General features: G+C 75.0%; 20 protein-coding genes. 7 read left to right on the plus strand and 13 right to left on the minus strand.

Annotated features, from left to right (window positions below):
* Positions 1–42: 42 nt before the first annotated feature.
* The 3 genes from CKY47_RS14715 to CKY47_RS14725 form a co-directional block, all read right to left on the minus strand.
* On the minus strand, positions 43–402 hold the full coding sequence (locus CKY47_RS14715) for a sigma factor-like helix-turn-helix DNA-binding protein (protein WP_306746340.1): 360 nt from the start codon (positions 400–402) through the stop codon (positions 43–45).
* Between the two features lie 108 nt (positions 403–510).
* Positions 511–747 carry a sigma factor gene (locus tag CKY47_RS14720; RefSeq protein WP_306746341.1) on the minus strand — a complete coding sequence of 79 codons (237 nt, stop codon included), beginning with the start codon at positions 745–747 and terminating at the stop codon, positions 511–513.
* Positions 748–752: 5 nt separating this feature from the next.
* Positions 753–881, minus strand: a complete 129-nt coding sequence (locus CKY47_RS14725; RefSeq protein WP_306746342.1) for a hypothetical protein — start codon at positions 879–881, stop codon at positions 753–755.
* A gap of 200 nt (positions 882–1,081) precedes the next feature.
* Here CKY47_RS14725 and CKY47_RS14730 point away from each other — a divergent pair, with 200 nt between their 5' ends.
* From CKY47_RS14730 to CKY47_RS14740, 3 genes are all read left to right on the plus strand, one after another.
* Positions 1,082–1,471: a hypothetical protein gene (locus CKY47_RS14730; RefSeq protein ID WP_306746343.1), complete on the plus strand. Its 390-nt coding sequence runs from the start codon at positions 1,082–1,084 to the stop codon at positions 1,469–1,471.
* A 57-nt stretch (positions 1,472–1,528) separates the two neighbouring features.
* On the plus strand, positions 1,529–2,116 hold the full coding sequence (locus CKY47_RS14735; RefSeq protein WP_306746344.1) for a TetR/AcrR family transcriptional regulator: 588 nt from the start codon (positions 1,529–1,531) through the stop codon (positions 2,114–2,116).
* Positions 2,117–2,296: 180 nt separating this feature from the next.
* The gene (locus CKY47_RS14740; protein ID WP_306746345.1) at positions 2,297–4,588 is read left to right on the plus strand and encodes an exo-beta-d-1,3/1,6-glucosidase; all 2,292 of its coding nucleotides are present in this window, start codon (positions 2,297–2,299) and stop codon (positions 4,586–4,588) included.
* A 70-nt stretch (positions 4,589–4,658) separates the two neighbouring features.
* On the opposite strand, the gene CKY47_RS14745 is transcribed toward CKY47_RS14740, so the two are convergent.
* The gene (locus CKY47_RS14745) at positions 4,659–5,261 is read right to left on the minus strand and encodes a TetR/AcrR family transcriptional regulator (protein ID WP_306746346.1); all 603 of its coding nucleotides are present in this window, start codon (positions 5,259–5,261) and stop codon (positions 4,659–4,661) included.
* Positions 5,262–5,404: 143 nt separating this feature from the next.
* On the opposite strand from CKY47_RS14745, the gene CKY47_RS14750 reads away from it, so the two are divergent.
* Positions 5,405–6,424, plus strand: coding sequence for an aldo/keto reductase (locus CKY47_RS14750; RefSeq protein ID WP_306746347.1), 1,020 nt, complete (start codon positions 5,405–5,407; stop codon positions 6,422–6,424).
* Between the two features lie 361 nt (positions 6,425–6,785).
* On the opposite strand, the gene CKY47_RS14755 is transcribed toward CKY47_RS14750, so the two are convergent.
* Both CKY47_RS14755 and CKY47_RS14760 read right to left on the minus strand, forming a co-directional pair.
* Complete coding sequence (locus tag CKY47_RS14755) at positions 6,786–8,360, minus strand: ATP-binding cassette domain-containing protein (protein ID WP_371320671.1); 1,575 nt, start codon at positions 8,358–8,360, stop codon at positions 6,786–6,788.
* A gap of 414 nt (positions 8,361–8,774) precedes the next feature.
* Positions 8,775–9,719 carry an NAD-dependent epimerase/dehydratase family protein gene (locus tag CKY47_RS14760; protein WP_306746349.1) on the minus strand — a complete coding sequence of 315 codons (945 nt, stop codon included), beginning with the start codon at positions 9,717–9,719 and terminating at the stop codon, positions 8,775–8,777.
* A 70-nt stretch (positions 9,720–9,789) separates the two neighbouring features.
* Here CKY47_RS14760 and CKY47_RS14765 point away from each other — a divergent pair, with 70 nt between their 5' ends.
* Positions 9,790–10,227, plus strand: a complete 438-nt coding sequence (locus CKY47_RS14765) for a MarR family winged helix-turn-helix transcriptional regulator (RefSeq protein WP_306746350.1) — start codon at positions 9,790–9,792, stop codon at positions 10,225–10,227.
* A gap of 104 nt (positions 10,228–10,331) precedes the next feature.
* Here the strand turns inward: CKY47_RS14765 and CKY47_RS14770 are convergent, their stop codons facing one another.
* The 5 genes from CKY47_RS14770 to CKY47_RS14790 all read right to left on the minus strand — a co-directional run bounded on the left by CKY47_RS14770 (position 10,332) and on the right by CKY47_RS14790 (position 16,947).
* Positions 10,332–11,459 (minus strand): Gfo/Idh/MocA family protein, encoded by a 1,128-nt coding sequence (locus CKY47_RS14770; protein WP_306746351.1) that lies wholly within the window; start codon positions 11,457–11,459, stop codon positions 10,332–10,334.
* The gene (locus tag CKY47_RS14775) at positions 11,456–12,232 is read right to left on the minus strand and encodes a cupin domain-containing protein (protein WP_306746352.1); all 777 of its coding nucleotides are present in this window, start codon (positions 12,230–12,232) and stop codon (positions 11,456–11,458) included. Before CKY47_RS14775 ends, CKY47_RS14770 begins: the two co-directional genes overlap by 4 nt.
* Positions 12,229–13,167, minus strand: a complete 939-nt coding sequence (locus CKY47_RS14780) for a DUF6807 domain-containing protein (protein WP_306746353.1) — start codon at positions 13,165–13,167, stop codon at positions 12,229–12,231. Before CKY47_RS14780 ends, CKY47_RS14775 begins: the two co-directional genes overlap by 4 nt.
* 583 nt (positions 13,168–13,750) lie before the next feature.
* Positions 13,751–14,296 (minus strand): hypothetical protein, encoded by a 546-nt coding sequence (locus tag CKY47_RS14785; RefSeq protein ID WP_306746354.1) that lies wholly within the window; start codon positions 14,294–14,296, stop codon positions 13,751–13,753.
* A 164-nt stretch (positions 14,297–14,460) separates the two neighbouring features.
* Complete coding sequence (locus CKY47_RS14790; protein WP_306746355.1) at positions 14,461–16,947, minus strand: M14 family zinc carboxypeptidase; 2,487 nt, start codon at positions 16,945–16,947, stop codon at positions 14,461–14,463.
* A gap of 208 nt (positions 16,948–17,155) precedes the next feature.
* Here CKY47_RS14790 and CKY47_RS14795 point away from each other — a divergent pair, with 208 nt between their 5' ends.
* Positions 17,156–17,533 (plus strand): TIGR03618 family F420-dependent PPOX class oxidoreductase, encoded by a 378-nt coding sequence (locus tag CKY47_RS14795; RefSeq protein ID WP_306746356.1) that lies wholly within the window; start codon positions 17,156–17,158, stop codon positions 17,531–17,533.
* An 85-nt stretch (positions 17,534–17,618) separates the two neighbouring features.
* Here CKY47_RS14795 and CKY47_RS14800 read toward each other — a convergent pair whose 3' ends face one another.
* Both CKY47_RS14800 and CKY47_RS14805 read right to left on the minus strand, forming a co-directional pair.
* A complete protein-coding gene (locus tag CKY47_RS14800; RefSeq protein WP_306746357.1) occupies positions 17,619–19,913 on the minus strand; it encodes a heavy metal translocating P-type ATPase in 2,295 nt (764 codons plus the stop codon).
* On the minus strand, positions 19,906–20,817 hold the full coding sequence (locus tag CKY47_RS14805; RefSeq protein ID WP_306746358.1) for a DUF8832 domain-containing protein: 912 nt from the start codon (positions 20,815–20,817) through the stop codon (positions 19,906–19,908). Before CKY47_RS14805 ends, CKY47_RS14800 begins: the two co-directional genes overlap by 8 nt.
* 202 nt (positions 20,818–21,019) lie before the next feature.
* Here CKY47_RS14805 and CKY47_RS14810 point away from each other — a divergent pair, with 202 nt between their 5' ends.
* Positions 21,020–22,372, plus strand: a complete 1,353-nt coding sequence (locus tag CKY47_RS14810; RefSeq protein WP_306746359.1) for a hypothetical protein — start codon at positions 21,020–21,022, stop codon at positions 22,370–22,372.
* Positions 22,373–22,385 lie beyond the last annotated feature (13 nt).

Consider the following 22,385-nt stretch of genomic DNA (forward strand, 5'->3'; position numbering starts at 1 on the left):
CGGCCCGTCCGGCCCGGCGGGACGCCGGCGCGCCGGACGGCCTCACGTGGTCCAGGCGTGCAGGGACCGGTTGCGCTCCGGGTCGCGCAGCAGCTTCAGCGACTCCTTCTCCAACTGGCGGATGCGCTCCTTGGTCAGGCCGAGTTCCCCCGCCACCTCCTGCAACGTGCACGGGCGGCCGGCGGCCGGGCCGTAGCGGCGGGTCACGATCCGCGCCTGCCGCTCGGGCAGCGTGCCCACCAGGGCCCGCAGCTCCGCGACGAGGCCCTGCCGCTCGACCACCTCGTGGGCCTGCACGGCGCCGGTGTCCTCGATCAGGTCGGCCACCGAGGCGCCGCCGTCGTCGCCGACCGGGCTCTCCAGGCTGATCGTGGCCCGGGCCGCCCCGAGCAGCTCGGTCACCCTGTCCACCGACTCGCCCGCCGCCCGCGACCTCCTCGTGGGTCGGCTCGCGGTCGGAGTCCGCGCGCAGGCGCCGCTCGACCTTCTGCAACCCGGACAGCTCCTCGCTCACGTGGACCGGGATGCGGATGGTGCGGGTCTGGTCCGCCAGGTCGCGCAGGTGGAGAACTTGAACCCCTTGGTGTGGTCGAACTTCTCCACCGCGCGGATCAGCCCGAGGTCGCCCTCCTGCACCACGTCCAGGAACGGCAGGCCGCGGAAGGCGTGCTTCCTGGCCACCGACACCACCAGGCGCAGGTTCGCCCGGATCACGTGGTCCTTGGCGCGGCGGCCGTCCTCGGCCACCGCGGTCAGGTCCCGGCGGCGTTCCGCAGCGGTGTCCCGTTGATCTCGCGCAGGTACTGCCCCACCAGGCCGGCGTCACCCGACCACTCCCGCCCGGCGGCGGCCGGGCGGGTCCTGTCCATCGTCGACGGCATGGTCATCTCCTCGCCGGCTCGCCCGCGGCGGCGGCACGCGGGTCCGGGAACGTGGAAGGAGGGCGGTCCGGGGGACCTCGCCCGCGCCCGAAAGGGCCGGCGCGCCGTCGTCCGGCCACTGGTCCCCCGGGGTGCCCGGGGCCGCTGCCCCGGGCACCCGCCTCGGCGGACGCGGCGCGCGGGCGATTTAAGCTGACCGCATGATTCACTACACGGACGCCGAGAGCCGGACCCTGCGCACGGCCGTGTTCGGCGTGATGGTGCTGGTGTCGCACGCCGATCCCGGCCCCGTGATCCAGGAGCGGCACGCCGGGCTCCGCGCCCTGACCACGCTCTCCCCCGACCTGCGCGTCGTCCTGCACGCGGCCCGCGTCGACCTCTCGGGGATCCCCGAGGAGCAGTTGGAGGAGCGGGTCCTGGAGGCCCTCCGGACGTCCGCGGAGGTCCTCGCCGCGAAGTCGCCCGCCGACGCCGCCGGCTTCCCCGACGCCGTGGAGGCGATCTGCCACGAGGTCGCCGCGGCCGACGGCCAGGTGGCCGAGGTGGAGACGGCGGTCATCGAGAAGGTGCGGGCCGCGCTGAAGGGCTGACGCCCGTCCACCCCACTCATGTGTACGAACGTACACAAGAGTGGTACGGTCGTACACGTGACGAGCGACCGCCCGGTGACCGAGAAGCGCGCCCGGCCCCGGCGGCCGGACCCGGGGCGCCGGGACCGGATCATCGACGCCTGCCTCGACGTGATCGCCGAGGTCGGGGTGGCCGGCGCGTCCCACCGGACGATCGCCGCGGCGGCCGGCGTGCCGCTGGGGTCGATGACCTACCACTTCGACGGGATGCAGGAACTGCTGCGCGAGGCGTTCGGGCGGTTCGCGGCGGGGGTGGCCGAGCGGTTCGAGCAGCGGATGGCGGCGGCCTCGGACTTCGCGGCCGCCGAGCGCGCCGTGGTGGAGATCATCACCCTCGACACCCTCAACGACCACCGCGACCTGGTCCTCACGCACGAGCTGTACACGCTGGCCGCGCGCGACCCGGCGTGCCGCGACATCACCAACGCCTGGATGGCGGCCAGCCGCCGGGCGCTGGAGCGGCACTTCGACCCGCTGACCGCGCGCCTGCTCGACGCCCTGATCGAGGGCCTGACGCTCCACCGCGCCCTGGACACCGAGCCGCACGACGCCGCCACCGCGGCCGCGGCCGTCGAACGCGTCACCGCCCCCGTCCGCCCGGGGTGACGCCGCCGGGTCGCGCCCCGCCGCCGTCCCGGTTTTTGCGGCCGGTACCGGATTTCGCGATCACCCCCTCGATCGCGTGTACGAACGTACATCCGCGGATACGGTCGTACCCACGCGGGCGCGACGAGCCGCCCACGAGCCGCGGCGACGCTCCGCCGTGACCTGGACACTGGAGAACGCATGGACCACGACCTGCCCTTCCGCGATCCCGCCCGGCCGATCCCGGAGAGGGTGGCGGACCTGCTGGGGCGCATGACCCTGCCGGAGAAGGTCGGGCAGATGATGCAGCTGGACTCCCGGGAGGACCTCGACGACCACGTGCTGCGCAAGCACGTCGGTTCGGTCCTGCACACCTCGCCCGAGCGGGTGCTGCGCGCGCACGACCTGACCGCGCGCACGCGGCTGCGCGTCCCGCTGCTGGTCGCCGAGGACTGCATCCACGGCCACTCGTTCCACGAGGGCGCGACGATCTTCCCGACCCAGCTGGGCATGGCCGCCTCCTGGGACGCCGAACTGGTCGAGCGGGTCGCGCGCGCCACGGCCGTCGAGGTCGCCGCCACCGGCGTGCACTGGACCTTCTCCCCCGTGCTGTGCATCGCGCGCGACCTGCGGTGGGGCCGGATCGACGAGACGTTCGGCGAGGACCCGGTGCTGATCGGCGAACTCGCCTCGGCGATGGTGCGCGGCTACCAGGGCGACGGGTTGGGCGACCCGACCGCGATCCTGGCCACCGCCAAGCACTTCGCCGGGTACTCCGAGACCCAGGGCGGTCGGGACGCCAGCGAGGCGGACCTGTCGCGCCGCAAGCTGCGCTCGTGGTTCCTGCCGCCGTTCGAGCGCGTCGCGCGCGAGGGCTGCCGCACGTTCATGCTGGGCTACCAGACCACGGACGGCGTGCCGATCACGGTCAACGACTGGCTGCTCGACGAGGTGCTGCGCGGCGAGTGGGGCTACACCGGCACCCTGATCACCGACTGGGACAACGTCGGCCGCATGGTCTGGGAGCAGCGCGTGCAGCCCGACTACGCCCACGCCGCCGCGGCCGCCGTCCTCGCGGGCAACGACATGATCATGACCACGCCGGGGTTCTTCGAGGGCGCGCTGGAGGCCGTCGAGTCGGGCCTGCTCGCCGAGTCCGACCTGGACCGCGCCGTGGCCCGCGTCCTCGCGCTGAAGTTCGAGCTGGGCCTGTTCGAGGACCCCCGACGCCCCGACGCGGAGCGGCAGCGCGCCGTGGTGAACCACCCCGACCACGCCGCGCTCAACCTGGAGGTGGCCCGGCGCTCGCTGGTGCTGCTGCGCAACGACGGCGTCCTGCCGCTGGACGGCGGCCTCACCGCCGACGCCACCGGGCGCGCGGTCGGCACGCCGGGGCGCACCCGCCGGATCGCCGTCGTCGGGCCGCTCGCCGACGACGCGCAGACCCAGCTCGGCGACTGGGCCGGCTCGTCGGGGCAGGCGGACTGGCTGCCCGACGGCCAGCCCCGAGAGATGATCACCACGGTGCTGGACGGCCTGCGCGAGCACGTGCCCGACGACTGGGAGGTCGTGCACGCCCGGGGCGCCGACATCCTCGTCCTCGCCCCGGACCCCGAGGGCGACACGTTCCCGGACGGCCAGCCACGCCCGCAGGTGGTCCTGCCGAGCGCGCCGGACGAGGCCCTGATCGCCGAGGCCGCCGCCGCCGCGCGCGACGCGGACTACGTGGTGGCCGTGGTGGGCGACCGCGTCGAACTGGTCGGCGAGGGCCGTTCCACCGCCACGCTCGACCTGGTCGGCGGCCAGATCGCGCTGCTGGACGCCCTCGCCGCGACCGGCACCCCGCTGGTCGTCGTGCTGCTCGCCTCCAAGCCGCTGGTGCTGCCCCCGTCGACCCGGGACGCCGCGCTGCTGTGGGCGGCCAACCCCGGCATGCGGGGCGGGCGGGCCGTGGCCGAGGTGCTGCTCGGCCTGGTCGAGCCCTGCGGTCGCCTGCCGATCTCCTTCGCCCGCCACGTCGGCCAGCAGCCCACCTACTACAACCAGGTGCGCGGCCAGCACGGCAGCCGGTACGCGGACCTCACGCAGGACCCGGCGTTCGCCTTCGGCGAGGGCCTGTCCTACACCCGGGTCGAGTACGACGACCTGCGCGTGGAGACCGACGTCCTCGGCCCCGAGGACCACGTCCGGGCCGCCGTGACCCTGCGCAACACCGGCGCGCGGCCGGCGCGCGAGACGGTGCAGGTCTACGTCAGCGACACCGTCACGTCCGCCAGCTGGGCCGACAAGGAGCTCAAGGCGTTCCGGCAGGTGGAGCTGGCGCCGGGCGCGACCGCGACCGTGCACCTGGACGTGCCGGTGGCCGACTGCACCATCGTGGACGCGCGGGGCCGCCGGGTCGTCGAGCCGGGCGAGTTCACGCTGCTCGTCGGCCCCTCGTCCCGGGACTCGGCGTTGCTGCGGGCCGGTTTCACCGTGAAGTGCCCGACCTGACACCTCCCACCGGCAGGTCCACGTCCGCCGGCATGGCCGGGTGAGAGCGCTCTCGCAACGGGGAGGGCCCTCACCCGGCCGGCGGTCGGCCCGGCGGGCGCAGGCCCGCGACGAGGAACCCGACCAGCCGGCGCGCGTCGTAGCGCGGGTCGTCCGCGCCGATGCACAGGTTCCCGACCCCGCGCATCAGCTCGAACGCCCGCACGCCCGGCCTGATCTCGCCGGCGTCCGCCGCGGCGTCGAGGAGCCGGGTGCACACGGGCACGAGGCGGTCCAGGAAGTAGGTGTGCAGGGCGTCGAAGCCCGCGTTGTCCGACTGGAGCACGTTGGCCAGCCCGTGCTTGGTCACCAGGAAGTCCACGAACAGGTTGATCCACCGCTCCAGTGCCGCGTACGGACCGGGGCCGGCCTCCAGCAGCGCCGGCCCCGCCTCGGCGCACGCCTCGACCTGGTGCCGGTACACCGCGATGATGAGGTCCGCCCTGGTCGGGAAGTGGCGGTAGATCGTGCCCATCCCGACACCCGCCCGGGCCGCGATGTCACGCACCGGCGCCTCCACGCCCGACGCGACGAAGACCGCGGCGGCGGCGTCGAGCAGGGTCTTCTCGTTGCGCCGGGCGTCCGCCCGCTTGGACCGGGTCGCGCGCACCGCACCCTCGTCGCCGTCGCTCACCGCAGCACTCCTCCCGCCACCGCACCCACCGGGCTTGTAAAACGGAGCAGCGCTCCGTATGGTTACCGGAGCGACGTTCCGCTTGCATGATAGCCGCAGCGGCCCGCCGGCGACCCCACCACTCCCGACGGAGGAACCCACCCATGCAGTACCGCACCCTGGGCCGCACCGGTGTGCAGGTCGGCACCCTCTCGCTGGGCGCGATGAACTTCGGCGCGCTCGGGCGCACCGCACCGGACGAGGCCACCGCCATCGTCCACGCCGCCCTCGACGCCGGGATCAACCTCGTCGACACCGCCGACGCGTACGGCCGGGGCGAGTCGGAGGAGATCGTCGGCCGGGCCATCGCCGGCCGCCGCGACGACGTCGTGCTGGCCACGAAGGCCTTCCTGCCCATGAGCGACGACCCCAACCACCGGGGCAGCTCGCGCCGGTGGCTGGTCACCGCGCTGGACGACAGCCTGCGCCGCCTCGGCGTGGACCACGTCGACCTCTACCAGGTCCACCGCTGGGACCCCGCCACCAGCGACGAGGAGACGCTGTCGGCGCTGACCGACCTCCGGCGCGCGGGCAAGATCCGCTACTTCGGTTCCTCCACCTTCCCCGCGCACCGCATCGTGCAGGCGCAGTGGGCCGCCCGCGAGCACCACCTCGGCCGCTACGCCACCGAGCAGCCCAGCTACTCCGCCCTCCAGCGCGGTGTCGAGGCCCACGTGCTGCCGGTGACCGAGGAGTACGGCATGGGCGTGCTGGTGTGGAGCCCGCTGGCCTCGGGCTGGCTGTCGGGCGCGGTGCGCGCGGGCCGGGAGATCACCACCCACCGCTCGACGGTCATGCCGCGGCGCTTCGACACCTCCACCCCCGCCAACCGGGCCAGGCTGGACGCCGTGGAGCGGCTGGCCGCGGTCGCCGACGCGGCGGGCCTGACCATGATCCAGCTCGCGCTCGGGTTCGTGACCGCCCACCCCGGCGTGACCAGCGCGATCGTCGGCCCGCGCACGCCGGCGCACCTGCACGCGCAGCTCGCCGCCGCGGACACCGCGCTCACCGCCGACGTCCTCGACGCGATCGACGCGATCGTCGCCCCCGGCACCGACCTGGCCCCGGACGAGAAGCACGACACCCCGCCGTCGCTGCTCGACCCCGCACTCCGCCGCCGCTGACCGCCGGGCGCGGCACCCCGACCCGGCGGCGCCGCCGGGCTCGCCCGCGCGCCGCCACGGCGTGGCGCACTCCTCGCGGTACTCGGGTCCGTCTCGCCCTCGATCGGTTCCGCCGCCGCCCGCCGGGCCTCCGCTGCCGCTCGCCGGTGACCCCCACCTCCCACAGCACCCGGGGGCAGTGCCCGGGCCGGTCGCGAACCGCCACCTCGTCCCGGACGTCGTACGCCCGGTCGACCTGGTCGTCCGCGGCCTCGACGACGGGCGTGGAACGCGCCGTTGCGGAGCGCGGGGTCCCCCGAGCGGATGTCGTCCGTAACCCGGCGGGCGGGGTGGTCCACGGGGCATTGCGGCACGCCCGCGCTCACCCGAGCACCAGCCGGGGCCAGTGCGCGAATTCCGCCAGCAGCCCCCGGTCGTGGGTGGCCACGACCACGGCCGCCCCGGTGGTCACCATCGCCTCGGCGAGCTCGTCGACGAGCGACGGCGAGAGGTGGTTGGTCGGCTCGTCGAAGATCACCAGGTCCGGCCGGGCGGCCAGGCGCAGCGCCAGGTCCAGTCGCCGCTGCTGCCCGGACGAGAGCCGGGACACCGGGGTGCGCGCGGCCTCCCGGTCCAGCAACCCGGAGTCCGTCGGGGAACCGGGCACGCCCTGCCGCTCGAACAGCTCCCGCGCGGTCAGCCCACCCGGCCAGTCCGGCACCTCCTGCGCGACCAGCTCGACCCGCGCGCCCGGCAGGCGCCGCACCTCGCCGCCGCTCGGGGCCAGCACCCCGGCGAGCACGCCCAGCAGCGTGGACTTGCCCGTGCCGTTCCCGCCGGTGACCAGCAACCGGTCGCCGCCGTCCAGGGTCAGGTCGACCGGCCGGTCGAGCCGACCGGCCACCGTCACCGCACGCGCCCGCACCAACCCGGCGCCGGCATGGGTGCCCGACTCCGGCCAGCGCAGTGCCGACGGCGGCTCGGGGACGGTGACGCGGTGCGCGACCAGCGCCTCCCGCGCCCGGTTGAGCGCCTGCACGACACCCGGCGCGCGGGACTGCCGCTGGTGCCTGCCGGTGCCCTTGTCCGGCCGCCACCCCGTGCTGAGGCGCGACCTGGCCTGGTCCAGCGCGACCGCCAGCCCGCGCTGCTCGGCCTGCTGCTCCTCGTGCTCCTGCACCCACCGCGCCCGCTCGCGGCGGCGGCCCTCCCGCCAGGCGGGGTAGCCCCCGGCGTACAGGCGCGGCCGGCCGTCCCGGGTGGGGTCCAGGTCGAGGAACTCGCGTGCCACCTCGCGCAGCAGCGTGCGGTCGTGGCTGACCAGGGCCAGCCCGCCCCGGTGGGCGCGCAGCCGGTCGGTGAGGAAGGCCAGGCCGTCGGCGTCGAGGTGGTTGCCGGGCTCGTCCAGCAGCAGCAGGTCGTGCCCGGCCCCGAGGAGGCAGGCCAGCCGCACCCGGTAGCGCTGCCCGACGGAGAGGGTGCGCAGTTCGCGCTCCCGGTCCGCGCAGGCGTTCAACCCCGCCAGGGCCACGTCGAGGCGGCGCTCGGCGTCCCAGGCGTCCAGGCGGGTGGCCGCGTCCAGCGCGCGGGTGTACCGCTCGTCGGCGTCGGGGACGCCCCGGGTCAGGTCGTCGGCGGCCTCGTCGAGGGCGCGCAGGGCGGCGCGGGCGGCGTGCAGGGACTCGTCGGTCAGCGAGCCGACCGTCTCGCCGGGACCGGCGGGCAGGGCCTGCCGGGACAGCCCGACCGTGCCCGCGCGGTGCACCGAGCCCCGGTCGGGGACGTGCAGCCCGGCGAGCACGTGCAGCAGGGTGGTCTTGCCCCGGCCGTTCTCGCCGACGATCGCCAGGCGGGAACGGGAGGAGACGGTGACGGAGACGTCGGTGAGCAGCGCGCGACCGCCCAGCGTGACGGAGACGCCTTCGGCGCGCAGGTGGGGTGAAGTGGACAAGGGGATGCTCCGCAGCTCTCGGTGGAGCCGGGCAGCACGAAGCGGCGCCGCCCGGTGGATGACCGGGACGGCGGGCAGGGAGGGTTCCTCGGTGCGCCGCCGTCAGGCGGCGGAGCGGGGCCGCATCGCCGAGCGGGCGGCGGCGTAACCGGTGCACATGGCGACCAGGTTAGCCCGCGCGGTGGGCGGCGCCAACGGGATTACCGGCTCTTCGGACGGCCGGTGGTCGCCCGCGGGAGGGATGCGCATCGGGGCCGTCCGTTGACGGCGGGGAGTCGCACGCGATCCGGCAGCCGGACGTCCGCGCTCCGGTCATCAGCACCGGTCGGTCCACCGAGGGGCGTCGGGGTCCTTGCCGGAGACGGTGGGGAGTCGTCCCCGGCAAGGCGACGATCGGACCTGCGTGACGGCGGCCGGGGGTTACCGCTGGTTTCCCGCGCGCAGCCAGGCGATGTAGTCGGCGGCAGCCGCGGCGGTGTCGTACCGGGGCTCGAACCCGGTGTCCTCGCGCAGGCGTGCGATGTCGAGCCAGCTCACCGGGCGGTCCCCGGCCGGTGGGAGTTCGCACCGGAAGCCGGGCTCGGCGGAGTTGATCGCGGCGACGACGTCGGCGTTGCTCGTGGCGCGGCCGGAGGCGACGTTGTACGTGGAGTGGTTCAGCTTCCCGGCGAGCTGCAGCAGCGCGAGCGCGCGACCGGTGTCCTTGACGTAGAGCAGGTCGAGGGCGTCCTCGGCGTGCGGCGGTGCGATGAGTCCGGACAGGTCGGGTTCGCCGCGCCGGGCCGCGGCATGGGCCAGGGAGGGGGCGGCGAAGAACGGGTCGGGCAGGTGGCCGCCGGGACCCCAGGTGCCGGAGACGCGTGCGTTGACGATGTCCACGTCGGTCACGTCCGAGAGGTGGCCGGCAAGGAGTTCGGTGACCTTCTTGAACGTCGGGATGGCGTGGGAGTGCCCCAGGGGGATCGGCGCGTCCTCGGTCAGCGCGCCTCCGGTGGCGAAGCCGTAGACGCCGATGGTGCTCGCGGTCACGACACGGCGCACGCCCCAGGTCCGCGCGGCGCGGACGATGTTGAGGAACGCGTCCAGCGCTCCCCCCGTGGCCTCGATCGGGTCGAGGTCGGTCACCGGCCACGGCAGGGCGACGGCGAGGTGCACGATCCCGGTGATCGGGTACTGCCGGCCCGCGGCGAGCAGGGCGTCGAGGTCGGCGACGTCGGCCCGGACGACGTGGACGGGCAGGTCGGCCATGTGCGGGGGGACCCGCGGGGTGCGGCGCTGGAGCAGGACGCACTCCTCGCCCGCGTCGGTGAGGGCGCGGACGGTGTGGGAGCCGATGAAGCCGAGCCCTCCGGTGACGAGGATCATGGTCGCGCCTTCCGCAGTAGGTCTGATCGTCAGTATTACTGACGATCAGACTAAGCCTAAGATGGGGGCCGTGTCCACCGAGCCGAGCACCACCGCCGACCCGCACGAGGTCCTGGGGTACCTCCTCAAGCACGCGACCCTGAAGCTCACGGCGTTGACGGACGCGGCGCTCGGGCCGTTGGGGATCGACAGCAAGGACTTCGGGGCGCTCCGGGTCCTGGCCCACCGGGAACCGGCGTCGCAGCTGCAGGTGGCGCAGACGCTCGGCATCGACCGCACCACGATGGTGGCGTTGCTGGACGTGCTCGAGCGCAAGGGCATCATCACGCGGCGACCGGACCCCGCGGACCGGCGCAGGAACGTCGTCGAGCTCACCGACCAGGGGACGCGGACCTACGACGCGGCGCGGGTGGCGTACGGGGAGGCCGAGAGCGCGTTCCTGGCCGCGGTCGGTCCGGATGCGGCGGATCGGCTCCGCCGGACGCTGCGCACCCTCGTGGAGGACTGACCGGGCCCGGGTCACCGGCGACCCCGCCCCATCGACGTGCGTGGATCAGCCCGGCAGGGCCACCGGTGCGGGACGTTGTCGCGAGCCCGATCCGCCGACAGGAGTCAGGTCGTCCTTCCCACCCTCGAATCCGAAGGGCCGGATCGCCGGGGCGGCCAGGGCGCGCCGCCGCCGGCCATGCCGGCGTGGAACGGGTGCCCCTCGGTGATCTCGCCGCGCACGACCACGCGGCCGGTGAACGCGGAGGCGTAGACGGCGGCGACGAACTCCAGCGTCATCCGCGTGTCGGCGGTGGAGACCGGCGGGGTGCGGCCCTCGTCCAGGGCGTCGAGCACGGCGGCGAGCTGCGCGGTGTGACCGCTGGGCACGCCGACCGGGTCGCTCCCCCACGCCGGGGTGGGGTCGGGTGCCCCGGGGGCCGGGGTCAGCCGCCAGTCCGCGTCGGAGTAGCCGTAGAGGTGCTCCAGCTCCACGGTGGCGTGCTCGAAGTCGAAGCGCAGCCGGCTGGTCTGGCGGGGCGAGACCAGCGAGTTGACCACGGTCGCCACCGCCCCGGAGTCGAACCGCACGAGCGCGGCGGACACGTCCTCGGTGTCGGTGGGCCGGGCCTGGCGGGCGGCGACCGCGCTGACCTCGCTCCACGGCCCCAGGACGGACAGCAGCAGGTCGAACTGGTGGATGCCGTGCCCCATGGTCGGCCCGCCGCCCTCCAGCTCCCACTTCCCCCGCCAGGGGACCGCGAAGTAGTCGTCGTCGCGGAACCACAGGGTGTCCGCCGACGCCAGCAGCGGCCTGCCCAGCGCGCCCTCGGCCAGCAGGCGGCGCAACCGCACCGCGCCGGAGCCGAAGCGGTGCTGGAAGATCGTGGCCACCGGCACCCCGGCCTCGGCCTCGGCGGCGCGCAGCCGGTCGAGGTCGGCCAACGACAGCACCGGCGGCTTCTCGACGACCGGCGACACCCCCGCGGCCAGGCACTCCAGCGCCAGGGACAGGTGGGTGCCCGGCGGCGTGCACAGGTGGACCAGGTCGGGCCGCCGGTCGGCGAGCAGGTCGGCGAGGGTCGGGTGCGCGGACACGCCCCACTCCGCCCCGAAGGCGGCCACCCGGTCGGGCTCGACGTCGACGGCGCCGACGAGGCGGGCGCGGGCGGGCAGCGCCGCGATCGCCCGGGCGTGGGCGCCGGCGATCGCGCCCGTGCCGACGATCGCGCAGGTGTAGGTGCGGCTGGTCACGAAAGGCGCTCCTCGTCCGGTGGTCCGGGTCGGGCCGCGGGTGCGGCGGGTGGCGCGGCGGGGGCGGCGGACACGTCGACGGGGCTCAGGCGTCCGCACATGCCGAACACCCGCTCCGGCCTCCGCGCCTCGTGCACGACCGCCCGCCGCAGGTGCGGGGCCACGCCCCGGGCCACGTCCCCGACCAGTGCGAGGGTGGTCCCGGCCTGGTCGAGCGGACCGCCGCGCACGATCGCCCCCCAGCCCCCGGCGCGCTCCCGGACCAGGGCCGCGGCGGCGGCGTGGAAGGTCAGCAGCGGCTCCGGGTCCCCGGCGCGGACCGCGTCCCGGAGGGGGAGGAAGCCCTCGACCGCCAGGTCGCGGCGGGCGCGGGCGTCGGCTGCGCGTTCCGCCTCCGTCGCCCGGGGCGGCAGGGTGGCCGCCGCGCGGTAGCGGTCCGGGTCGGCGACCACGTCGGCCGGGAAGGTCATCACCGCGTCCCCGGCCTCCGGCAGCCCGGCGTTGCCCATCAGCACGACCACCCGCAGGCCGCCGTGGTTGACCGCCCGGTGGACGGTGCCGGGCGTGAACCAGACGACCGCGCCGGGGTGCAGCGGGATCTCGCGGCAGCCGGCGGGGGTGACGGTGTGCAGCTCCCCCTCCCCGCCCACGACCGCGTAGCACTCGGTCGAGGCCAGGTGCAGGTGCGGGCTGCCGCCGACCACGCCGTCCGGGGCCGCGTCGTCGTAGACGTCGAGGAACGACAGCGAGGTCCCGCCGGGGAAGGTGCTCATCCCCGCCCCTGTGCGTCCCCGGTCCGGTGGAGCACGTCGCGGACCGCGTCGGCCAGGGCTGCGACGTCGGCCACGCCGCCGTCGGCGATCCCGGCGCCGCAGCGGAACCGCACCGCGTCGCCGTCGGCGAGCACGAGTTCCTCGCTGAAGAACGGCGCCGGGTTCAGGCAGGCGAACCCCTCGGAGCGGACGAACCAGCGCGGCGGGTGGTGCGGGTTGTCGGCGTGGTCCACCACGACCACCGCGGACTCCGCGCCCTCGCCGGTCTCGTCGTCGTGGCGCCCCACGAAGGCCATCCACTCGCCCCGGCGACCGCGCAGCTCGTCACCGCCCACGCCGTCCGGTGCGACGACGGTCCCGCCCGTGAACGAACGCGGGCCGCGCCAGAAGAACCCGCCGTACCCCGCGTTCTCCCGGCCCTTGGTCGTCGGCGAGCCGAAGGCGATCCCCGCGCCGGAGGTGTTGGTCATCGTCGTGTCGAGGGTCAGCGCCCACGCCGCGCCGGGCAGCAGGGTCGCGGTGAGGGTCCGGCGCTCGGTGAGCACGGTGCGCCCGGCCTGCGCGACCCAGTCCAGCTCGTGGGCGAACCACGCGGTCCCCCCCTCGACGCCGACGTCGGCCACCCGGCGGTGCCGCTGCGCGCCGTTGTTGTCCAGCTGCACGTAGGACCGCCCGCGGACGTAGGTGGGGCCGCCCCAGAAGTTCTCGTCGCCGACGTTCGGCAACGACCACGCGATGCCCTTGTGCCACACGTGGTCGTGCGGCCGGAACAGGCTCACCAGCCGCCCCGCACGCGTGCGGACCGGGTGCAGGAACGGCTTCGGCGATTCCCGCCGCGGCGTGTCGGGCACGTAGGTGTAGCGCACCAGGTCCACGTCCCCGGCCGAGACCGTCACCGCGGACCCGAGGTCGTGCCGCACGGCCACCGCGCTCACCGCGACGTCCCCGGGCCGGACCGGACCAGGTGCCGGCGGTGGCCCGTCGTGCGGGCCGGCCGGTCGGGTGCGATGACGACCCCGTCCACGCGGACTCCTTTCGGAAAGCGCTTTCCGGTCAGTATCCGGCCCGCGTCGCGTGCCGGTCAAGGTCCTCCTCGGCGACGCCGCCCTCGACGTGCCGCACTCGCCTCGTCCGACCGGGCGGCCCGGTCGGCGGGTTCGACAGGCGGGTGGCCCGCGTCCGGCGCCCACGCGCACGTGTGAGGGAAAGTCGTCGAGAGGCGGTCCAGCACCGACTCGCCCCACCGACCACCCCAGTGCTCCGGCTACGCGTGGAAGCAGGTCGGCGACGGGGCCGGGGTGCTCGCACACCGGGTTCTCCCGCAACCCGATGACGGCCAGGTCGCCCCCGGCTCCGGAACGCGAGCAGCCGCTCCCCCGGCACGGCCTCCTGCACGCCCCGACCGGACCCGGCCGGGCATGGACCCGGAGCCGGGCCGCGCCGAGTCCGGCACCCTCGTGTGCCGGCCCTGCCCCGTCACCGTGCCCGCCCGGGGCGGTCCACCGGGCACGCCCCGGTTCAGCCGGACGTCCGCCGCGCCGCCGTGGTGATCGCGTCGGCCACGAGGGCGAGGGTCCTGGTGATGCTGTAGGGGTCGCGGTCGAGGTCGTCCAGCACCCTGCGCACCGGGGTGACCGACCAGGCGTTCGGGGACGCCGCGGCGGCGTCCAGGGCGGCCTGCACCACCGGGCACACCCGTTCGGCGGCGGCGGCCATGCGGTCGGCCAGGGTGATGTGGCCGACGTCGGGCACGGCCTCGCCGTCGGCGCGCGCCCACTCCGACGCGTCCAGCAGCACGGAGACCGCGTCCTCCTTGGTGACCACCAGCGCGTCCAGGTCCACGCCACCGCCGGGGGTGCGCGCCAGGCCCGGGTAGGACAGGTGCAGGTGCCGGAGCAGCAGCGCCACCAGGTCGACCAGGCCGTCGGGTCCGTGCGCGTCGCCCACGACGCGCACCCACTCCTCGTCGTCCCGGCCACCTTCGCGGAGCGCCAGCACGAAGTCGGCCGCGACCTTGTCCATCGACGCCCAATACCGGTCGGTGCCGCGCACCGGTGCCGTCATGATCGCTCCTGCTCTCCGGGGGACCTTCGGGAACGATCGAATGCCCCGGAAAGCGGGAGGGTCAAACCACCCGATCGGGGTCTGGACGCCGACCGGAACACGGGACCGCGGTGCGCGGTCCGGGTCCGGCGGCTCCGGGGTGCGGGAGCCGCCGGACCCGGCGGTCAGCGCCGCCTCTGCTTGGTGGCGCGGGCGGAGTCGGTGCAGACGTCACCCACGTCCACGGTCTCGCCGCGGTCGACGAAGACGTCGGTCAGGCCGACCAGCCGGCCGTCGCGGTCCGCGCAGGTCAGGGTGTACGCCTCCGCCACGCCGTAGGTGGGCGGCACCGGCGAGGCGAACTCGACCACGCCGCCGGTCCAGTCGTCCGGGTCGGCCGGGTCGACCTGGTCGTAGTTCACCAGGACCGCGGTGTACTCGCCGACCGGCGGGTCGAGCAAGGTGGCCCGCTCGGAGTTCGTGCCGCCGCTCGCCGACTGCGCGACCACCTGCCCCGCGGCGTCGAGGACGAACAGGTCCCAGTCGGTGCGGGTGGACGTCCAGGAGACCGACACGTCGAACCGGCCGTTGTCCGCCGCGGGCGGGCCCTGCACGGTGAACGGGATGCGCTCGGCCACCTGGTTGCCGGGGAACGAGGTGTTCTCCGCGGGCACGCCGGGCGGGTTCGCCAGGGTGATCGCGGCCTGCGGCGGGCCCTGCGGGTCGCGGCCGTGGCGACCGGCCACGTACGGGCGCGTCGAGGGGTTGACCGCCCACGTGAACCGGCCCCCGGTGGACGAGTACCTCGACTCGACCGTGTCGGTGACCTGGATCGGCGGCAGGGTCGAGCCGTCCGCCTGGCGCACGGGCGAGGTCGGCGTCCGGAACGTCTTGTGCACCTTGAGCCGGTACCCGTGCGGCGCGGTGCCGACCAGGGTGGAGTGCGCGGCCGGGTCGGCGGCGTTGGCGAGCATGTCCAGGAACGCGGCCCGGTTGCCGCCCTTGCCCGCGCCCGCCGCCGGCGCCGCGCCGACGTACTCGGCGACGACGGCGTCCTCGTACGGCGGGTGGAAGCCCCCGGGGTTGATCTCGAAGGTGAACCCGAACCCGCCGGTGGCCCAGTACGACCAGTCCTCGGTGCTGCCGGTCGTGTCGTACAGGCCCCACGACGGGATGCTGTCGTAGCCGTTGCGCGAGGCCATCCGGTCGCCCAGCGCCTTGACGACCGGTTCCTCCAGCGGCGCGCGCACCGCGGCCACGCCCGGCGGGCGCAGCACCAGGTTGCCGTAGGTGTGCAGCGTGATCAGGTTGGTGACCGCCCGCGAGGAGACCAGCGAGCGGATGTTGCGGGTCTCCGGCTCGGAGAACGGCTCCGGGCCGCGGAACGTCTCGCTGCTCCACGTCAGGCCCGCGCCCGCGCCACCCCAGAAACCGGCGTAGTTGCGGTTCGGGTCGGTGCCCCGGTCGCGACCGCCGGGGTTGGCCTTGCAGACCCCGGTGCGCAGCTGCGGCGGCGAGTCGTCCGCGCGGCAGTTCTTGCGCTTCATCTCGTAGTCGAACCGGGCGAAGTCGCCGTTCGGCTCGGCCTCGCGGGAGACGGAGAAGCCGTCCGCGTTCACGATCGGCACGACGATGTTGCGCGTCTTCACGACCTGCGACCGGATCGACCGGTCCCGGTGGTAGCCGTTGACCAGCTCGTGGGCCCACTCGATCGCGTGCTCGCCGGCCGGCCACTCGCGGGCGTGGTGCACGCCCATGAGCAGGTTGACGGGCTTGCCGTCGGCGGCGTTGTCGACGTCCTTCGCGATCTCGACCGCCACCACGTCGCGGCCCTCGACGGTCGGCTCGGGCAGCGTGAACGCCCGGACCAGCCGGGGGTTGCCGCGCGCCAGCTCCTTCAGCTCGTACTCGTACTCGTAGAGGTGCCGGTAGGAGGTCCGGCCGGAGGGCAGCCCCGACGCACGTCCCCTGGCGGCGTACGCGCGGTCCCGCGCGGCGGCGTCGCGGGCGGTCCGGGACAGGTCGGGGTCCACCGTGGTGTGCTTCAAGCCGCTGTCGCGCAGGGTCGCGCGGTCCGCGTCGCCGGCGAGCACGACCTCGACGCCGGTGGCGTCGCCCTTCTCGGTGAGGTCCAGGTCGAGGCCGAGCAGGGCGTCCTTGTCCTCCTGCCGCGGCGTCTCGACGCGCACGACCTCGGCGCGTTCGACGGTGGTCGGCGTGCCCCGCGGCGTCAGGGCGAGGAAGTCCACGCCCAGCGTCGCCGTGCGGGCGGGGCCCGCGTAGCGGCACGCCTGGACGACGAGCCGCTGCCCCTTGGTCACGAAGCTCTCGGCCAGCTCGCGGCTGCGCAGCGCGGCGGACGCGGCGACGACCGCGCCGTCCGCCTCGTCGAACACGGCGACGTCCCAGTCGCCCTCGCGGCCGTCGCCCGGCGCCAGGCGGGCCTGCACCAGGCCGTCGACGTTCGAGGTGACCTCGCGCCGGTCCACCCCGGCCGTGCCGGGTGGCAGCAGGGAGGCGTGGCACGCCCTGGTCACGGCCTGGTCGGCCCGCACCACCCGGTCCTCCGCCGTGGCCGCGGGCACCGTGACGCCGACGAGCGCGAGCCCCACCACGCCTGTCGCGACACCCGCTCGTAGCGCCACCGAGGTGGCTCTGTGCCTGGTTCCCATCGCGCACTCCGTTCGATCGTCCCACCAGGCGATCGACGCTATGGCACGACACGTGCGCCGACCACGGCCGGAAGTAGGCGCTGCCCGCGCGTCCCGGCGACGGCCGGGTGCGCCGGGGGCGGACTGCTACGGTCACGCCCCTCGAAGGCCCAGGGGGAGCTCCGCCGGGACGCGCCGGGTCCCCCACCCGACCCAGGAGGCGACCACGATGCTCGACCCCGACGTGCGCCGCGTGCTCGACGGCACCTCGATCGCCCACCTCGCCACCGTCCTCCCCGACGGCGCGCCGCACTCCGTCCCCGTCTGGGTCGGCACGCACGGCGAGCACGTCGTGGTCTTCACCGGCCCGGGCTCCCGCAAGGCGCGCAACCTGCGCCGCGACCCGCGGGTCGCGCTCTCCCTGACCCCGGTCGACAACCCGTTCCAGCCGGTCGTCGTCCGCGGTCGGGTCGTCCGGTGGGTCAAGGGCGACGCCGCCTGGGAGATCGTCGACCGGATCTCCACCAAGTACACCGGCGGCCCCTACCCGCGCGGCGACGACCGCGTCGTGGCGCTCATCGAACCGGAGCGGCAGATCATGGGCTGACGCCCCCCTCCGCACCGCGCCCGGCCGCCGGTCCACCCCCGTCGCCCTCCCGGCGGCGGTCGGGATCGCACGGCCGGGAACGGCGTCACCGGCCGACCCGGTCGACGCGCCTGCCGGCGTCGGTGGCAGCGGTCCGGGACGCGGCGGTTCCGGCCCCGACCGGCGGTGTGCCCCGGAAACCGCGCAGCCGCAGGCTGTTGCCGACCACGAACGCGCTGGAGAACGCCATGGCGGCCCCGGCGATCATCGGGTTGAGCAGGCCGGCGGCGGCCAGCGGCAGGGCGGCCACGTTGTAGGCGAACGCCCAGAACAGGTTGCCCCTGATGGTCGCCAGGGTGCGGCGGGCGAGCCGGATGGCGTCCACGGCGGCGAGCAGGTCGCCGCGCACCAGGGTCAGGTCGCTCGCCTCGATCGCGGCGTCCGCGCCGGTGCCCATCGCGAGGCCCAGGTCGGCCTTGGCCAGCGCGGCGGCGTCGTTGACGCCGTCACCGACCATCGCCACGACCCTGCCCTCGGCCTGGAGCCGCGCCACCACGTCGACCTTGTCCTTCGGCAGGACCTCGGCGACGACCTCGTCGATGCCGACCTCGGCGGCCACGGCGCGGGCCGCGGCCTCGTTGTCGCCGGTCAGCAGCAACGGGGTCAGCCCCAGGTCGCGCAGGCGTCGAACGGCTTCGGCCGAGGTCGGCTTGACCGTGTCGGCGACCGCCAGGACCGCCTTGGCCCGCCCGTCCCAGGCGACCAGGACGGCGGTGTGCCCCCGCCGCTCGGCCGCCCGCTTCGCCTCGGCCAGTTCCTCGTCGGGGTGGACGGCCCACTCGGCCAGCAGCCGTTCGCGGCCGACGACGACCGCGTGCCCCTCGACCACGCCCTGCACGCCCACGCCCTCGTGGTTCCGGAACCCGTCGACCTCGGGCAGGTCACCGACGCGTTCGGCGGCGCCGGCGGCGATGGCCCTGGCGACGGGGTGCTCGGAGGCGTGCTCCAGCGCGCCCGCCAGGCGCAGCACCTCGTCCTCGTCCACGCCGGGCGCGGTGCGCACGGCGACCAGGCTCATCCGGCCGGTGGTCACGGTGCCGGTCTTGTCCAGCACGACGGTGTCCACGCGTCGGGTGGACTCCAGCACCTCGGGCCCCTTGATCAGGACACCGAGCTGCGCGCCCCGACCGGTGCCCACCAGCAGCGCGGTCGGCGTGGCGAGGCCCAGGGCGCACGGGCAGGCGATGATCAGCACCGCCACCGCCGCGGTGAACGCGGCCGACGCTCCCCCGCCCGCGCCGAGCCAGAACGCCAGCGTGCCGACGGCCAGGGCGATGACGACCGGGACGAACACGCCGGAGACGCGGTCGGCCAGCCGTTGCGCCTCGGCCTTGCCGCTCTGGGCGTCCTCGACCAGCCGGGCCATCTGCGCCAGCTGCGTGTCCGAGCCGACCCGGGTGGCCCTGACGACCAGCCGACCGCCGGCGTTGACGGTCGCGCCGACCACGGCGTCACCGGGACCGACCTCGACCGGCACGGATTCGCCGGTGAGCATGCTCGCGTCGATCGCGGAGCTGCCCTCGTCCACGACACCGTCGGTGGCGACCTTCTCGCCCGGCCGGACGACGAACCGGTCGCCGGTGACGAGTTCCGCGACCGGGACACGGGTCTCGCGACCGCCGCGCAGCACGGCCACGTCCTTGGCCCCCAGTTCGAGCAGCGCCCGCAGCGCGGCTCCGGCCCGGCGCTTGGAGCGCGCCTCGAAGTACCGGCCGGCCAGGATGAACGTGGTCACGCCGGCGGCGACTTCGAGGTAGATCGAGCCGGCGCCGTCGGTGCGCTGGACGGTGAGCTCGAACGGGTGGGTCATGCCGGGCGTGCCCGCGGTGCCGAACAGCAGCGCGTACAGCGACCAGCCGAACGCCGCGATCGTGCCCATCGAGATCAGCGTGTCCATGGTGGCGGCGCCGTGCCGCAGGTTGGTCCAGGCGGCCCGGTGGAACGGCCACGCACCCCACACCAGCACCGGCGCGGCCAGCGTGAGCGAGATCCACTGCCAGTGGGTGAACTGGAGGGCCGGCGCCATGGCCATCGCGATCACCGGCACCGCGAGCGCGGCCGAGACGACCAGCCGCTGCCGCAGGGACCTGGTCGGGTCCTCCTCGACCGCCTCGGGCTGCTCCGGTCCGGCGGGCAGGACGGCCCCGTACCCGGCGGCCTCGACCTGCTCGACCAGCACCTGCGGGTCGACGTCGTCGGGGAAGGTGACGTGGGCCTTCTCGGTGGCGTAGTTGACCGTCGCGGTCACGCCGTCGAGCTTGTTCAGCTTCCGCTCGACCCGGTTCGCGCAGGACGCGCAGGTCATGCCCGTGATCGACAGTTCGAGCCGCGTGTCAGCCATGCCCGTGCCCCTCCTCGGTGGTCACCGTGAACTCGGCGGTGCGCACGACGCCGTCGTGCCGGAAGTCCAGGAACAGGCGGTAGCCGCCCGCCGACGGCACCTCGGCCACGAACGCGATCTCCGGTCCGGCGGCCGTCGCCCCGTCACCGGGGGCGCCTTCCGGGTGGACGTGCAGGTAGGCGAGGTCGCCCTGCCGCAGCGCCACCAGGTGGCCGTAGGCCCCCAGGTAGGGCTGGAGGTCGGTGACCGGGGCGCCGCCCCTGGTCACGGTGAGCCGCACGGGGGACGCCTCGCCCGGCGTGAGCTCGCCGTCCAGGCGCACCTCGTAGCCGTCGACGCGGGCCACCCGGGACGGTTCGTGCCGCTGCGGCTCGAACTGCCCGGCCGCGGTGACGTCGGTCCCCAGGGTGGTTGCCTCGCCGCCGGTGGGCGTGAAGTCGGCGAACACCCGGTAGGAACCCGCGCCCGCGACCGGCAGGGACGTCGTCCAGGTGCCGTCCGCGGCCATCTCCGGGTGGACGTGCCGGAACCCGGAGGTGTCACGGCGCACCACGATCAGGTGCATCCGCTTGTCGTGCTCGACGTCGAAGGCGGTCACGGCGTGGCCGTCCGGCCCGGTGATCCGGAAGGAGAAGGTGTCGGTGACCCCGGCGGTCAACGTCGTGCCGACGGGCGCGAGGGTGTACCCGCCCCGGGACGACGCCAGCCCGGCCGGCTGGTCCTGCGCCGCTCCCGCGACGGCGGCGCCGTGGTCGTCCCCGTGGTCGGCGCCCTCCGGGCCGACCTCGCCGTGGCCGGCGGCCTCGACGGACAGGGGACCGACAGCGCTCCCGACCGCCCAGGCGCCCGCGGCGACCAGGGCGAGCGCCACGCCGTAGGCGGAGAGCTTCGCTGTTGCGTTCATGGTGAACCCTTCACGTGTGATGACCAGTCACACCATACCCCTCAGGGGTATCCGGTTCGCACGCGCCCCCGGTCGCTCCCGGCGCGGCACCGGTCGTTGGACCGGCGTTGGTGCGGCGTTGGCGGCGATCACTTGACTCCGCGGGTCAGGCGTCCACGGGACCGCCCCGCTCGAACCCAGCGCTCTGAGGAAGGTCCGGCTCATGGCAACAGGCACCGCCACGGCGGCTCCCGTGCACACCGCGCTCCGGAGGAGCGTGGCCGGCGGGGACGTCGACCAGCGGATCGAGGCGATCGGCAGGGAGGCGGAGGCCGAGCCGCAGTCCGTGGTGGGCATGCCCACCGGCGGCCAGATCCCCGCCGACCCGTTCGCGACCCTCCAGGGCGTCGCGGGCTGGGCGGTCGACTACGTGGCCTTCCTGCGGGAGCCGATCGACCAGTTGCAGGGCGACCCGCAGAGCGTGCGGGCGACCGTGGAGATGATCCGCTCCAGCGCCGAGCGGATGCGCGAACTGGCCGAGCGGCAGCACGAGACGCTCGCCAAGCCCCAGGGCTGGACCGGCAAGGCCCAGGAGGCCTACCAGGGCAGCATGGAGGCGCTCGGCGAGGAGCTGGGATCGCTGGCCGGCGCCGTGGCCAGGAAGGGCGTGGTCGTCGAGCACACCGGCGGGATGGTGCAGGCGCTGCGCGAGGCACTGCTCTACACGGTCGGCCAGTACTCCGACTCGCTGGTGCCGGGCGCGATCAGCGCCCACGTCCTCGCCCCGGCGACCTTCGGCGCGTCCATCGCGGTGTTCCTGGGCGGGGTGGTGAGCAGCGCGACCCAGCTCGGCACGAGCATCGCGGCCAAGATGGACGACCTGAACGCGGCGTTGACCCGCCAGGTCGACCGGGTGAAGCAGCTCGACGCCATCTCCGACGAGATCGGGCAGCGCTGGGAGCGTTTCGAGGCCGCGGCGGGTGGCGGGGCGACCACGGCGACGGCCCGCACCGCCCCCAGTCGGATGCTGCGACAGGGCGAGACCGTCCAGGGTGAGCCGGCCCTGCAAGCGCTCCGACCCATGGAATCGCTGCGCCACGCGGAAGCGATGCGCCCCATGGAGGCGCTGCGGCCCATGGAATCGCTCCACCCCATGGAGAGCGGGCGCCTGGTGGCGGCAGAGCGGTCGGAAGCGCTCCAGCCCATGCAGAGCGCGCGGTTGCTCCCGGCCGAGGAGTCGGTGGCGCTGCGCCCCATGGAAAGCGCACGCCTGCTCCCGGCGGAGGAGTCGATGCAGGTACGTCACGCCGTGCGCCAGGCCGACGCCGAGCCGATGCAGGCACAGGCACGCTACGCGGTCCAAGCCGAACCGATGCAGGCACAGGCACGCTACGCGGTCCAAGCCGAACCGATGCAGGCCGTCCGCATGGAGGCCCCCGTCCAGCACGAGCAGCTCCAGCCGATGGCGCGTGCCGCAGAGCCCGTCACCCACTACCGCACCACCGAGCCGACGGAGGCGCGCGGGGTGACGGCCACCCACCAGTCGGCGGTCCGCAGGGTCGAGGAGACCGAGTAGGCGCGGCGGCTCA

The sequence above is a fragment of the Saccharothrix longispora genome, from assembly GCF_030852425.1.
In the GTDB taxonomy this organism is placed as follows: domain Bacteria; phylum Actinomycetota; class Actinomycetes; order Mycobacteriales; family Pseudonocardiaceae; genus Actinosynnema; species Actinosynnema longispora.

Coding starts and splice junctions, on each gene's coding strand:
- CKY47_RS14725 (WP_306746342.1), bottom strand. CDS start 881: ATGCCGTCGACGATGGACAGGACCCGCCCGGCCGCCGCCGGGCGGGAG.
- CKY47_RS14730 (WP_306746343.1), top strand. CDS start 1,082: ATGATTCACTACACGGACGCCGAGAGCCGGACCCTGCGCACGGCCGTG.
- CKY47_RS14740 (WP_306746345.1), top strand. CDS start 2,297: ATGGACCACGACCTGCCCTTCCGCGATCCCGCCCGGCCGATCCCGGAG.
- CKY47_RS14750 (WP_306746347.1), top strand. CDS start 5,405: ATGCAGTACCGCACCCTGGGCCGCACCGGTGTGCAGGTCGGCACCCTC.
- CKY47_RS14760 (WP_306746349.1), bottom strand. CDS start 9,719: ATGATCCTCGTCACCGGAGGGCTCGGCTTCATCGGCTCCCACACCGTC.
- CKY47_RS14775 (WP_306746352.1), bottom strand. CDS start 12,232: ATGAGCACCTTCCCCGGCGGGACCTCGCTGTCGTTCCTCGACGTCTAC.
- CKY47_RS14785 (WP_306746354.1), bottom strand. CDS start 14,296: ATGACGGCACCGGTGCGCGGCACCGACCGGTATTGGGCGTCGATGGAC.
- CKY47_RS14790 (WP_306746355.1), bottom strand. CDS start 16,947: ATGGGAACCAGGCACAGAGCCACCTCGGTGGCGCTACGAGCGGGTGTC.
- CKY47_RS14795 (WP_306746356.1), top strand. CDS start 17,156: ATGCTCGACCCCGACGTGCGCCGCGTGCTCGACGGCACCTCGATCGCC.
- CKY47_RS14800 (WP_306746357.1), bottom strand. CDS start 19,913: ATGGCTGACACGCGGCTCGAACTGTCGATCACGGGCATGACCTGCGCG.
- CKY47_RS14805 (WP_306746358.1), bottom strand. CDS start 20,817: ATGAACGCAACAGCGAAGCTCTCCGCCTACGGCGTGGCGCTCGCCCTG.
- CKY47_RS14810 (WP_306746359.1), top strand. CDS start 21,020: ATGGCAACAGGCACCGCCACGGCGGCTCCCGTGCACACCGCGCTCCGG.